Origin of the sequence: Rhodococcus sp. P-2 (assembly GCF_016598535.1) — a bacterium.
GTDB classification, from domain to species: Bacteria; Actinomycetota; Actinomycetes; order Mycobacteriales; family Mycobacteriaceae; genus Rhodococcus_F; species Rhodococcus_F baikonurensis.
The window spans coordinates 5,317,881-5,331,148 of record NZ_CP066779.1 but is presented as its reverse complement, the minus strand read 5'-3'; the positions used below and the strand labels follow the sequence as shown (position 1 = coordinate 5,331,148).

Annotated in this window: 13 protein-coding genes and 1 tRNA gene; 12 read left to right on the top strand and 2 right to left on the bottom strand. The window is 63.5% G+C overall.

The genetic code is table 11. From position 1 onward, the window contains the following. The first annotated feature begins 1 nt into the window (after position 1). The 12 genes from steA (at position 2) to I7X09_RS24730 (ending at position 12,137) form a co-directional block, all read left to right on the top strand. Entirely contained in the window at positions 2 to 1,186 is a 1,185-nt protein-coding gene (gene steA, locus I7X09_RS24785) for a putative cytokinetic ring protein SteA (protein ID WP_007731902.1), read from the top strand. Next, on the top strand, positions 1,183 to 2,136 hold the full coding sequence (locus I7X09_RS24780) for a copper transporter (RefSeq protein ID WP_007731900.1): 954 nt from the start codon (positions 1,183 to 1,185) through the stop codon (positions 2,134 to 2,136). Before steA ends, I7X09_RS24780 begins: the two co-directional genes overlap by 4 nt. A 155-nt stretch (positions 2,137 to 2,291) precedes the next feature. Next, on the top strand, positions 2,292 to 4,052 hold the full coding sequence (locus tag I7X09_RS24775; RefSeq protein WP_003946139.1) for a CTP synthase: 1,761 nt from the start codon (positions 2,292 to 2,294) through the stop codon (positions 4,050 to 4,052). Between the two features lie 6 nt (positions 4,053 to 4,058). After that, the gene (locus tag I7X09_RS24770) at positions 4,059 to 4,691 is read left to right on the top strand and encodes an NUDIX domain-containing protein (RefSeq protein ID WP_200314147.1); all 633 of its coding nucleotides are present in this window, start codon (positions 4,059 to 4,061) and stop codon (positions 4,689 to 4,691) included. 1 nt (position 4,692) lies between these two features. Then, entirely contained in the window at positions 4,693 to 5,616 is a 924-nt protein-coding gene (xerD, locus tag I7X09_RS24765; protein ID WP_095970025.1) for a site-specific tyrosine recombinase XerD, read from the top strand. 143 nt (positions 5,617 to 5,759) lie between these two features. Beyond that, positions 5,760 to 6,773, top strand: a complete 1,014-nt coding sequence (locus tag I7X09_RS24760; protein WP_003946138.1) for a ParA family protein — start codon at positions 5,760 to 5,762, stop codon at positions 6,771 to 6,773. After that, a complete protein-coding gene (locus I7X09_RS24755; protein ID WP_200314145.1) occupies positions 6,773 to 7,645 on the top strand; it encodes a segregation and condensation protein A in 873 nt (290 codons plus the stop codon). The genes I7X09_RS24760 and I7X09_RS24755 overlap by 1 nt, the downstream gene beginning before the upstream one ends. A gap of 41 nt (positions 7,646 to 7,686) precedes the next feature. After that, the gene (gene scpB, locus I7X09_RS24750; RefSeq protein WP_037127047.1) at positions 7,687 to 8,370 is read left to right on the top strand and encodes an SMC-Scp complex subunit ScpB; all 684 of its coding nucleotides are present in this window, start codon (positions 7,687 to 7,689) and stop codon (positions 8,368 to 8,370) included. A gap of 77 nt (positions 8,371 to 8,447) precedes the next feature. After that, positions 8,448 to 9,845 carry a pseudouridine synthase gene (locus tag I7X09_RS24745; protein ID WP_200314143.1) on the top strand — a complete coding sequence of 466 codons (1,398 nt, stop codon included), beginning with the start codon at positions 8,448 to 8,450 and terminating at the stop codon, positions 9,843 to 9,845. Positions 9,846 to 9,856: 11 nt separating this feature from the next. Continuing rightward, on the top strand, positions 9,857 to 10,537 hold the full coding sequence (cmk, locus tag I7X09_RS24740; RefSeq protein WP_029255443.1) for a (d)CMP kinase: 681 nt from the start codon (positions 9,857 to 9,859) through the stop codon (positions 10,535 to 10,537). Beyond that, on the top strand, positions 10,534 to 11,961 hold the full coding sequence (der, locus tag I7X09_RS24735; RefSeq protein ID WP_003946199.1) for a ribosome biogenesis GTPase Der: 1,428 nt from the start codon (positions 10,534 to 10,536) through the stop codon (positions 11,959 to 11,961). Before cmk ends, der begins: the two co-directional genes overlap by 4 nt. A 102-nt stretch (positions 11,962 to 12,063) precedes the next feature. After that, a tRNA-Pro gene (locus tag I7X09_RS24730) sits at positions 12,064 to 12,137 on the top strand. A 60-nt stretch (positions 12,138 to 12,197) separates the two neighbouring features. Here the strand turns inward: I7X09_RS24730 and I7X09_RS24725 are convergent. Then, positions 12,198 to 12,359 carry a hypothetical protein gene (locus I7X09_RS24725; RefSeq protein WP_200314141.1) on the bottom strand — a complete coding sequence of 54 codons (162 nt, stop codon included), beginning with the start codon at positions 12,357 to 12,359 and terminating at the stop codon, positions 12,198 to 12,200. Positions 12,360 to 12,578: 219 nt separating this feature from the next. Then, positions 12,579 to 13,004: a hypothetical protein gene (locus I7X09_RS24720; RefSeq protein ID WP_200314138.1), complete on the bottom strand. Its 426-nt coding sequence runs from the start codon at positions 13,002 to 13,004 to the stop codon at positions 12,579 to 12,581. Between the last annotated feature and the right edge of the window lie 264 nt (positions 13,005 to 13,268).

Here is a 13,268-nt window from a genome sequence, read left to right as displayed (position 1 = left end):
CATGAAGATGCCCGGATTGCTCTCACGTAACACCGAATCCTTGCCTGGGATCAGTGGCATCGCCAGGGCCGATCGGAACACGGCGAAGCTTCTGCGCCGTGTCGGTCCTGGAGACATCGTGATCCTCGACGAAGTCGACATCGATCGCCGGACCGCCGACGCTCTGGTGAAAGCCGGAGTCATGGCCGTGGTCAACGCGTCGCCGTCGATTTCCGGGCGCTACCCCAACCTCGGCCCGGAAGTGATCGTCGCCAACGACATCGTTCTGATCGATGCCGTCGACGGTGACGTCTTCAAGAACGTCAAGGACGGCAGCAAGATCCGCCTGCACGAGGGTGAGATCTTCAACGGCGAGAAGAGCCTCGTCAAGGGTGAAGAGCAGACCGAGGCCGAGATCTCCGACCGGATGATCGAGGCCAAGACCGGACTGGTCGATCACCTGGAAGCGTTCTCGGGTAACACCATCGAGTTCATCCGCACCGAAAGCCCTTTGCTGATTGACGGAATCGGTGTTCCGGACATCGACATCGACTTGAAGGATCGCCATGTCGTGGTCGTCTCCGACGGCCCCGAACACGAGGCAGATCTGAAGAACCTCAAACCCTTCATCAAGGAGTATTCGCCGATCCTGATCGGTGTCGGCGCAGGTGCGGACGTATTGAGCAAGGCCGGATACCGCCCCGATCTGATCGTGGGCGACCCGGAGGAAATCACCAGTTCCACCCTCAAGTCCGGCGCGGAAGTTGTTCTGCCCGCCGACCAGGACGGACATGCGGCGGGCCTTTCGCGAATCCAGGATCTCGGTATCGGGGCGATGACGTTCCCGGCGACCTGCTCACCGACCGACCTTGCACTGCTGCTCGCCGATCACCACGGAGCTTCACTGATCGTGACGGTCGGCAACGTGGTGTCCCTGGACGAGTTCTTCGACCGCGGACGCCGTGAAAGCAATCCGTCGGCGTTCATGACACGGCTCAAGGTGGGACCGAAACTGGTCGACGCCAAAGCCGTCGCAACGCTGTATCGAAGTCGAGTGTCTGGCGGCGCGATCGCGCTCCTGGTGCTCGCCGCCCTGGTGGCAGTGATCGTCGCCCTGGTCGTGTCCAATGCCGGTAGTGAAGTTCTCGACTGGGCAATCGCAACGTGGAACAGCTTCGCGCTGTGGGTTCAGGGGCTCTTCAAGTGATTTCGATGCGTCAACATGCAATTTCCATAGCGGCAATCTTTCTGGCACTCGCGATCGGCGTGGTGCTCGGTTCGGGAATGCTGTCCAGTGGATTGCTGTCCGGTCTGCGTGACGACAAGGCGGACCTGCAGAACGAGATCGAAGACCTCAATCAACAGTCCAATCAGCTTCAGCAGCAACTCAATTCCGCGGACGGCTTCGATGCTGCCGTGGGTGGCCGCGTCGTGCGCGACAGTCTCGCTGGTCGCACGGTCGTCGTGATCACGGCACCGGACGCCGATCCCGGTGATCTCGACGGTGTCAACCGACTCGTCACTGCCGCCGGCGGCGCCGTGACCGGACGCGTCTCGCTCACCGATTCGTTTGTCGACGCCACGGGCGGCGACCGCTTGCGGACCGTCGTCACCAATGTCATCCCTGCGGGCATCACCCTCAAGACCGGTGCGGTCGATCAGGGAAGCCTTGCGGGCGATCTTCTCGGGTCGGTTCTGCTTCTCAACGGGCAGAACAGCGAACCGCAGAGCACTCCCGACGAGATGAATCTCGCGCTCGACTCGCTGCGCAGTGCCGGCTTCATCAGCTACGACGACGGAGCGGTCAAGCCGGCTCAGCTCGCTGTGGTTCTCACCGGCGACAACAAGAGCGAATCCGACGCAGCCACCGGTAACCGCGGCGCGGTCATCGCTCGGTTTGCAGGCGCTCTCGACGGACGCGGCGCAGGAACGATTCTCGCGGGCCGACCCGGCTCGGCGGAGGGTAGTGGTCCGGTTGCCGTCGCACGTGCGGATGCGGCGCTCTCAGCGGGATTGACGACCATCGACAACATCGATCGGGAGTCGGGCAAGATCACGACGCCGTTGGCGCTGCAGGAACAGCTGAACGGCGGCGCCGGCCGCTACGGCACGGGACCGGGAGCGGCGGCGGTTACCGTCGGCGCACCCACCAACTGACACCCCGGTATTGATACGCCGGTCACATCGGGGGTCGAAAGTCGGCGCGTTGTAGGCACCGACCCCCGATAGGTGTTACCGTGAAATCCCGTGGGTCGGCAGGCCCCAGCATGCTTCATCAGACCAAGCCCTGCACAGTCGTCACGGGAGCCCCTTTGCCACAGTCACGCACTAACACGCGTACCGCCACCAAGCACATCTTCGTCAGCGGAGGTGTAGCTTCCTCGCTCGGCAAAGGTTTGACCGCCTCGAGCCTGGGACAGTTGTTGACCGCGCGGGGAATGCGCGTGACCATGCAGAAGCTCGATCCCTATCTCAATGTGGATCCGGGCACCATGAACCCCTTCCAGCACGGCGAGGTCTTCGTCACCGAAGACGGTGCCGAGACCGACCTCGACGTCGGACACTACGAGCGGTTCCTCGACCGTGATCTCTCCGGTCAGGCCAACGTCACCACCGGCCAGGTGTACTCGACGGTCATCGCCAAGGAACGCCGCGGCGAGTACCTCGGTGACACCGTTCAGGTCATCCCGCACATCACCGACGAGATCAAGCGTCGCATCCTCGAGATGAGCGGCCCGGATCTGCAGGGCCACCGCCCGGATGTCGTGATCACCGAAATCGGTGGAACCGTCGGCGACATCGAATCGCAGCCCTTCCTCGAAGCCGCTCGCCAGGTCCGCCACGACGTCGGCCGCGACAACGTCTTCTTCCTGCACGTCTCCCTCGTGCCGTACCTCGGCCCTTCCGGAGAACTCAAGACCAAGCCCACGCAGCACTCGGTTGCGTCGTTGCGCAGCATCGGCATTCAGCCCGACGCGCTGATCCTTCGTTGCGATCGTGACGTTCCGCAGGGCCTCAAGAACAAGATCGCGCTGATGTGCGACGTGGACGTCGACGCCTGCATCTCGACGCCCGACGCTCCCTCGATCTACGACATCCCGAAGGTTCTGCACCGTGAGGGCCTCGACGCTTACGTCGTTCGCCAGCTCGGTCTTCCGTTCCGCGACGTCGACTGGACCGTGTGGGGCAACCTCCTCGATCGTGTTCACCAGCCGCGTGAGACCGTGCGCGTCGCATTGGTCGGCAAGTACGTCGACCTGCCAGACGCATACCTCTCCGTCACCGAGGCTCTGCGCGCCGGTGGATTCGCGAACCGGTCCAAGGTCGAGATCTCCTGGGTCCCGTCGGACGCCTGTGAGACCGAAGCTGGAGCGCAGGCCGCTCTCGGTGACGTCGACGGTGTTCTGATCCCGGGCGGCTTCGGCATCCGCGGCATCGAAGGCAAGCTCGGCGCGATCCGTTTTGCACGTTCGCGCAAGCTGCCGCTGCTGGGTCTGTGCCTGGGTCTGCAGTGCGTCGTCATCGAAGCTGCTCGCAGCGTCGGCCTCGACGATGCAAACTCGGCCGAGTTCGAGCCGGACACCAAGCATCCGGTCATCTCCACGATGGCTGATCAGGAAGACGTCATCGCCGGTGACGCCGACCTCGGTGGCACCATGCGTCTGGGTGCTTACCCGGCCGTGCTGACCAAGGGTTCCGTCGTCGCTCAGGCCTACGGAACCGAGGACGTTTCCGAGCGTCACCGTCACCGCTACGAGGTCAACAACACCTACCGCGATCGGATTGCCAAGTCCGGCTTGCAGTTCAGCGGAACCTCACCGGACGGTCACCTGGTCGAGTTCGTCGAGTACCCGCGTGAGCAGCATCCGTTCTTCGTTGCCACCCAGGCACACCCGGAGCTCAAGAGCCGCCCGACGCGTCCGCACCCGCTGTTCGCCGCCTTCGTCGAAGCAGCGTTGACGTACAAGCTCGAAGAGCGCCTGCCCGTCGACGTCCACGGTGACGAGAAGATCGACACCGCCGCCACCGAGACGGCGCTCGACGCTGCAGTCGAGAACGTGGAAAAGGTCTAGCCACAGATGAGCGATCCCGGTCGGCACGAATTCGACACCCTCGGCTCCAAGACGGTCTACACCGGCGCGATCATCGCGTTGCGTGTCGACACCGTTGCGATGCCTGGTGGTCAGCGTGCCGATCGGGAAGTCGTCGAGCATCACGGCGCCGTTGCCGTCGTGGCACTGGACGAGCAGGACAACCTGGTGCTGATTCGCCAGTACCGTCACCCGCTCGGGCACCGGTTGTGGGAAATCCCCGCCGGTCTGCTCGACGCTGCGGGCGAGAGCCCGGTCGAGGCAGCAGCGCGTGAGCTGGGCGAAGAAACCGGACTCGGCGCCGATCGATGGTCGGTGCTGGTCGATGTAGCTCTCTCACCCGGGTTCACGGACGAGGCGGTTCGCGTCTTCCTCGCCGAGGGGTTGCACGAGGTGGAGCGCGACGATCCCGAACACGAAGAAGCCGATCTCGAGATTTCGCGAGTTCCGCTCGCCGACGCCGTCGACATGGCGCTGCGCGGCGACCTCGTCAATGCCACCGCGGTATCGGGCATTCTCGCGATCGCTACCGCACGCTCGACGGGAAAGCCGCTGCGCCCGGCCGACGCACCGTGGCCCGATCGTCCTCGCGCATTCGGAGAACGCAAGTCGCGAGCCTGAAGTGCTTGCCCGACAGGTGGACTCGTATCTCGACCATCTAGCGGTCGAGCGAGGATCGGCGCGCAACACTCTTCTTTCGTACCGCCGCGACCTGAATCGTTACGCGGACTATCTGAACGGGCGCGGCATCGACGACGTCGCGGGCGTGACGGAGAACGACGTCACCGAATTCGTGACACATCTGCGCCTGGGTGACAAAGATGCCGGAGTCGTACCGTTGGCGGCCAGTTCGGCAGCGCGCACCCTGATCGCGGTCCGCGGATTCCACAAGTTCTCCGCCGCGGAGGGCCTGGTCGGTGTCGATGTGGCTCGGACGGTCAAGCCACCGACGCCCGGACGCAAGTTGCCCAAGGCTCTGCCGCTCGACGACGTCATAGCCCTACTCGACGCTTCGGGTGGCGGTGCGGCCGGTGACGGGCCCCGCGACCTGAGGGATCGCGCTCTGCTCGAGCTTCTGTACTCGACCGGAGCACGCATCACCGAAGCGATCGATCTGGACGTCGACGACATCGACACCGAAACCCGTTCCGTGCTGCTCAAGGGCAAGGGCGGCAAGCAGCGGATCGTACCCGTCGGCAGGCCGGCGATCGCCGCCGTCGACGCGTATCTCGTCCGTGGGCGCCCCAGCCTGGCGACGCGCGGTGTTCCTGCCCTGTTTCTCAACGCTCGCGGTGGACGCCTCTCGCGTCAAAGCGCGTGGCAGATACTTCAGGATGCGGCGGCGTCGGCCGGAATCAAGGCGGACGTCTCACCCCATACGCTCAGGCACTCGTTTGCCACACACCTGCTCGACGGCGGCGCGGACGTACGTGTCGTGCAGGAACTCCTGGGTCACGCTTCGGTAACCACGACGCAGATCTACACGCTGGTCACCGTCACCGCGTTGCGTGAAGTGTGGGCTCAGGCACACCCGCGTGCCCGTTAGGGGTTGGTTGGCTCATGCGTGTCTGCGAGACCATTCGGTGATGTAAGCGGTAGCGTTCAAGGAGCGCGAGCGGCCTCCACCGCAGTTTCGGGGGTTTGCCGGCGCCGAGAGCAACCGCCGAAAGAGTAGGGGAGCATCGGACCGTGTCGACATCGCAGCCACCAGCGGCGGAGTCCGCGCCGCCGCATGTCAATGCCCAACTCTTCGAGCGCGTGAACGAATCAGCACCAGCTGTACCCTCCGAACCAGAGGCGATGTTCGAAATAGATACGACGCCAGTAGCCTCTCCACCTGCGGAAACACTGACCGTTTCCGCGGAAGAACTCGGCCCGACGGGCCGGCCGGTCCGCGAGGTGCCTCAACCGACACCGTTGGCGCATCACGGACCCGCGATGATCATCGCGATGTGCAACCAGAAGGGTGGCGTCGGCAAGACGACGTCGACCATCAACCTGGGCGCGTCGTTGGCCGAATACGGTCGTCGAGTGCTCCTGGTGGATCTCGATCCACAAGGCGCGTTGTCTGCCGGACTGGGCGTTCAGCATCACGACCTCGAACTGACCGTCCACAATCTCCTGGTCGAACCGCGTGTGTCCATAGACGACGTGCTGATGAGAACCCGAGTCGACGGCCTCGACCTCCTGCCCAGCAACATCGACCTTTCGGCCGCCGAGATCCAATTGGTCACCGAAGTCGGACGTGAGCAGACCTTGGGACGCGTGCTCCACCCGGTTCTCGATCGGTACGACTACGTGCTCATCGACTGCCAGCCGTCGCTGGGCTTGCTCACGGTGAATGCTCTGGCGTGCGCCGATTCGGTCATCATTCCGATGGAATGCGAGTACTTCAGCCTGCGCGGCCTGGCACTCCTCAACGACACTGTCGAAAAGGTGCACGATCGTCTCAATCCCAAGCTCGAGTTGGCCGGCATCGTCGTCACGATGTTCGACGCCCGGACCCTGCACGCACGGGAGGTGATGGCGCGCGTCGTGGAGGTCTTCGGCGACGTCGTCTACGACACGGTGATCAACCGTACCGTTCGGTTCCCCGAAACCAGCGTCGCCGGTGAGCCGATCACGACATGGGCGCCGAAGTCGGCTGGGGCCGAGGCATATCGAGCATTGGCCCGCGAGGTCATTCACCGGTCTGGTCGTTAGTGGAACTGATTGCATCGCAAGAAGATCCGGTCGAAGTCGCACCGGATTCGATCGACCCGAACGTGCCGACCGACGCTCAGACCGCAGCCAAAGCTGCCGGTTTCCGAGTCACTCTCCGGAACTTCGAAGGCCCGTTCGATCTGCTGTTGAACCTGATCAATCAACGGCAACTCGACGTCACCGAAGTTGCCCTGCACACGGTCACGGATGATTTCATCGCGTACACCAAGGAACTCGGCAGCGCGATGGGCCTCGATCAGACGACGGAATTCCTGGTCGTCGCTGCCACTCTTCTGGACCTGAAAGCCGCCAGGCTGTTGCCTGCCGGGCAGGTCGAGGACGCGGAGGATCTGGGACTTCTCGAAGCTCGCGATCTTCTCTTCGCGCGCCTGCTGCAGTACCGGGCGTACAAACAAGTTGCGGCGCTGTTCGGTGAGCTCGAGGAAGCGGCGCTGCGGCGCTATCCGCGTTCGGTGGCGGTCGAGGATCAGTTCACCGAACTTCTGCCGGAGGTGCTGTTGGGCGTCGATCCGCAGCGTTTTGCGGAGATAGCGGCGACGGTGTTCACGCCGCGTCCGGTGCCCACGGTGGGCCTCGATCACCTCCATGTGTCCAATATCTCGATACCCGAACAAGCCGAGCGAATTCTCGAGTTGCTGCGCGAGCGAGGCATAGGGGAGTGGACACCCTTCGGGGACCTCGTTGCCGAGTGTGAGATCACCGTCGAGATAGTCGCAAGATTTCTCGCGTTGCTCGAGTTGTATCGCCGGCAGGTCATTGTGTTCGAGCAACCCGAAGCACTCGGACCGCTGATGGTGAGTTGGACCGGAGACGACCCGGCCGCGCCGGTCACAGAGGAGGACTACGGATGAACGCCGAGCCGACGGAATCAGAGTCTTCGCAGCTAGACGAGATGATCGAGCCTACCGAACACGCCTCGGAGTCCGAAGATTCCGCCCCCGATTTCGAACTCGACGACGATCAGCTCGACGCAGTGCTGGAGTCGCTTCTGCTTGTCGTGGATTCGCCGGCCGAAGTGAACCAGCTCGCATCGGTCACCGGCACCGCACCGGAACGAGTCGAAGAACGCCTGACGTCGATGTCGGCCGCATTGACCGCTCGCGGCAGCGGAATGGACCTTCGCTACGCGGGCGACGGATGGCGTCTGTACACGCGACAAGAGTTTGCCCCGTACGTGGAAAAGCTGCTATTGGACGGCGCACGCACCAAATTGACCAGGGCGGCATTGGAAACTTTGGCCGTAGTCGCATACCGTCAACCGTTGACTCGTGCGCGGATCAGTGCGGTACGAGGCGTCAACGTGGACGGGGTGGTACGCACCCTCCTTGCCCGCGGACTGATCGCGGAAGCCGGGCCGGACCCGGACACCAACGCGACACGGTACTCCACGACCGAACTGTTCCTCGAACGGCTCGGGCTGGCCTCGCTGAGCGAGCTCCCGGAGTTGGCCCCGCTCTTGCCTGATGTCGATCTCATCGACGACATCAGCGAAAGCCTGGAATCCGATCCGCGATTTGCGAGAATGAACAAGGCCGACGTGCCCGCTGACGTAGTGGACACCGAAGTCGACGACTGACCGGACTTCCGTCGGTCGTCAGCACCGAGAAAGACCCGACCACGCTCGGGAAACAGTAGAAAACTGACAGGAAAAAAGTGAACAATCCCGCTCGCCGAGATGGCACACCGGACCGTAACAACTCCCGCGACAACCGCGGCGCACGCAGCGAAGCACTCCGTGGTGGTCGCAGCGACGCCCCCCGCGGCGCACGCAGCGAAGCGCCCCGTGGTGGACGCAGCAACACTTCCCGCAGTACCTCCGGATACGACCGCAACGCCGGATCCGACCGTCCCCGCACGGACGACCGTCGCGGTGGATTCAACGATGACCGTCGCCCCCCGCGCAGCGACGACCGTCGCCCTCCGCGCAGTGACGACCGTCGCCCCGCACGCACCGACGACCGCCGTGGTGGTTACAACGACGACCGGCGCGGACCTCGCAGCGACGACCGCCGTACCCCCCACGTCGACGCCCGTCGCGCACCGCGTGGCGGCGCTGACCGTCGTAGTGACGATCAGCGCGGCGCACGCCCCGACGCTCCTCGCGGCGGCGCATGGTCGAACGCACCTCGTGGATCCAAGTTCGACGGACCTCCGCGCAAGCGCCCGGCAGCCCCGACACCGCCGGCGACCAACAAGCGTGGCAAGCCGAAGACCGAGAAGCCGCAGCGCGTCGTCTCTCAGAACCCGTTGGTCTCCAACGCCAAGCCGGCACGTCACCAGCATGCCGAGATCACCAAGCACGACGGCCCGCCGAAGGGCGACGGCGTCCGCTTGCAGAAGGTGCTGGCTCAGGCCGGCGTCGCATCACGCCGTGCAGCTGAAGAGCTGATCGACCAGGGGCGCGTCGAGGTCGACGGCCGCATCGTGGTCGAACAGGGTCTGCGTGTCGACCCCGAGAACGCAGTGGTTCGTGTCGACGGCGTCCGCGTCGTCGTGCAGAAGGACCTCGTCTACCTCGCGATGAACAAGCCGCGTGGGTGGCAGTGCACCATGTCCGACGACCTCGGTCGCCCGTGCGTCGGTGACATCGTCTCCGAGCGCGTTCAGTCCGGTCAGCGGCTCTTCCACGTCGGCCGCCTCGACGCCGACACCGAAGGCTTGCTCCTCTTCACCAACGACGGCGATCTGGCTCACCGCCTGATGCACCCGTCGTTCGAGGTTCCGAAGACGTACCTCGCCACGGTTCACGGCGTTGTCGAGCGCAGCACCGGCAAGCAGCTGCGTGACGGTGTCACTCTCGACGACGGTCCGGCCAAGGTGGACGCGTTCACCGTGCTCGAGATCAACGAGGGCAAGACGCTCGTCAAGCTCGTCCTGCACGAGGGCCGTAAGCACATCGTGCGTCGCCTCCTCGATGCCGTCGGTCACCCCGTTGTCCGCCTGGTACGCACCAACGTCGGAGTTGTCGCTCTCGGCGATCAGCGTCCGGGAACGCAGCGCGTCCTCGGACGTAGCGAGGTCGGTGGACTGTACGAGGCGGTCGGCCTGTGACCGATTCGTCCATGCCGCTGGTAGTCGCGATGGACGGACCGTCCGGAACCGGCAAGTCCAGCGTCTCTCGCGCGTTGGCGCAGCGTTTGGGCGCTCGCTACCTCGACACCGGAGCCATCTACCGGATCGCGACCCTGCACGTGCTGCGTCAGGGAATCGATCTGGCTGATTCCGCCGCGATCACGGCAGCCGTTGCGGCGTTGCCGTGGTCCATCGGTACCGATCCGAGCAGCGAGCAGGTGCATCTCGACGGCGCGGACGTCAGTGAGGAGATCCGCGGCGACGCGGTCACCAAGGCTGTCTCCGCGGTCTCGGCTGTGCCCGAGGTTCGCGACCTGCTGGTCGCCACTCAGCGTGAGTTGGCGGCCGGTGCGGAGCGGATCGTCGTGGAAGGTCGCGACATCGGAACCGTTGTGCTTCCCGATGCCGACGTCAAGATTTTCTTGACCGCATCGGCGGAAACTCGTGCGGCACGGCGCAATACGCAGAACGTCGGCCAAGGCCGTGAAGACAATTACGAAGCGGTGCTGGCTGATGTGCAGCGCCGTGACCATCTCGATTCGACTCGGGCAGTGTCGCCGTTGCGCCCTGCCGAGGATTCCATCCTGGTGGATACGAGCGAATTGGGAATTGAAGATGTGATCGCCAAGTTGCTGTTGGTGGTCAGCGACAGAACTGGAGCAGTGCAGTGAGCGACGATCTGGTAACCGAATATGCCGGTGACGGAACTTGGTCCGAGGAATCGGAGTGGGATTACGCCGATCTCGAAGCGGACGGCGAAGGCGAAGCGCACATTGCCGTCCCGACCTTGGCTGTTGTCGGTCGACCGAACGTCGGCAAGTCGACGCTCGTCAACCGCATCATCGGCCGTCGTGAAGCGGTAGTCGAGGACATCCCCGGCGTTACCCGTGACCGCGTCTCGTACGAGGCGAACTGGGCCGGACGACGCTTCCTCGTCCAGGACACCGGCGGATGGGAACCCGACGCAAAGGGTCTTCAGCAGGCCGTTGCCCGCCAGGCCGAATTGGCCATGGGAACGGCTGACGCCATTCTCCTGGTGGTCGACGCCGTTGTCGGCGCTACGGCGACGGACGAAGCTGTCGCTCGAGTGCTTCGCCGCTCGAAGACTCCGGTTATCCTCGTTGCCAACAAGGTGGACGACGGACGCACCGAGTCCGAGGTTGCAGCGCTGTGGTCCTTGGGCCTCGGTCAGCCGTACTCCGTGAGTGCGACCCACGGACGCGGTACCGGCGACCTGCTCGACGAGGTTCTCGAGAAGCTGCCGGAAACCCCGCGTGAAGGTATCCCCGGCGGCGGTCCGCGTCGCGTTGCGCTGGTCGGAAAGCCGAACGTCGGAAAGTCCAGCTTGCTCAACAAGCTGTCCGGTGACGAGCGGTCCGTCGTGCACAATGTTGCCGGCACCACCGTCGACCCGGTCGACTCCATCGTCGAACTCGGCGGGCGCCCTTGGCGTTTCGTCGACACGGCTGGTCTGCGCAAGCGCGTCAGCCATGCCAGCGGCGCCGAGTTCTATGCGTCGCTGCGTACGAAGAGTGCAATCGAGGCCGCTGAGGTCGCGATCCTGCTCATCGACGCACACGAGCCGATCACCGAGCAGGACCTCCGTGTTCTGAGCATGGTGGCCGACACGGGTCGTGCATTGGTGATCGCATTCAACAAGTGGGACCTCGTGGACGAGGACCGTCGACTCATGCTGGACAAGGAAGTGGACCGCGATCTGGTCCGCGTTCCGTGGGCTCAGCGAGTCAACATCTCCGCCCACACCGGTCGCGCCGTGGCGAAGCTCGTGCCGGCTCTCGACACGGCTCTGGAGTCCTGGGACAAGCGTATCCCCACGGGTCGCCTGAACACCTGGCTCAAGGAAGTTGTGGCGGCTACGCCGCCTCCGATGCGTGGTGGTCGCCTGCCTCGCATCATGTTCGCGACTCAGGCAAGCACACGCCCGCCGACATTCGTTCTCTTCACCACGGGCTTCCTCGAGGCCGGCTACCGCCGCTTCATCGAGCGGCGTCTGCGTGAAGAGTTCAACTTCGACGGCAGCCCGATCCGCGTATCCGTACGAGTGCGCGAGAAGCGTGACCGTAAGGGCCGCTGATTCTGCGTCCAAATCGGTACTGAAAAGGCTCTGACCTGCCGATTGGCACTTCGGCCCGTCCCTGATGTAATCTTTCCAAGCGCCCGAAACAAGGGCGTGGGACGGGCTGTGGCGCAGCTTGGTAGCGCACTTGACTGGGGGTCAAGTGGTCGCAGGTTCAAATCCTGTCAGCCCGACCGAAGTTAGATCAAAAAGGCAGTTTCTCAGAAATGAGAAACTGCCTTTTTGTTTGTGCCTCAGAGGTTCGGCAACGGATCACGCGGGAAGTCCTGTGGCGACGTGATCTCCGCGTCGGCAGCATTCACGACTGCAACATATTCTTCGTCGATCTCATACGTAATGCCCGCAACGACGAAATGCGGGGTGGACGCAGTATCGACCGGGCCGAGAACGGTCATTCTCGGAAACTGGGTGAGGATCGACCTCGGCACTTTTCTCGAACGAAAGCTTGTCGAGAACACCGTGATGGCCTTTCGGCTCACCACGACAAATACACACGGTTTCGCGCTCATCAGAACGTCTGCTGGAAATACGTACCGGATCTCGTCGTCTGCATCCAAGTGGGAGCTCAGGCGCGCACGGACACTCGCAGAAACCGGCATGCGCGGAAGGCTAGCTCAGGTTCGCCGACGGAGGCGAATATTGTGGACGGCAACGGTTGCTCCGAAGAGCGCGATCAGAATGGCGGTAAAGATTGCTGCCAACCACCACGGCGCCGAACCTGTTGTATTAAGCCAGATGGTCAGTGCACCGAAAATTGTAGTCGTAATGCCGACAGCACGAGACAGGTCGACGTTCCTCGGATTGACCGGCGGCGTTCTCCACCAATGAAGGCGATGCTCTCGATTCTCGCGCAGCATTCGCAGGATGGACCAGACAGTAAGCGGCAGACCAATCGCGAGGACGATCATCCCGGCAATCACTGCCGCAGTGGACCCGTCTCGGAAGTACGTCACGGCAGCGCCTACAACACCTGCAAAACCGATGGCTGTGAACACTTTCCAAGCCGGGGTGATCGACTGTGTCTGCGGTTGTGTGTCCATGCAAGGACCCTCCCACAAATCACGGCCGAAAACTTCAAGCCTGTTGCGACCTGCGATTGCGCATCACGGTGACAATTAAACTCTGCAGGCCGTTAACTGCTCCGAGTACACCGACTGCGCTACCTGCACTCAAAAGAGGTGCTGTCTCCCAATAGTCGTTCACGATGGCGGATGCTCCGAGCAAGCTCAATACCTAGCCCGCGAGCTGAGCACGCCGAACTTGTTGTGCCACTCGCGTCGAGAATTGGTCCGACGCGAGAGGCG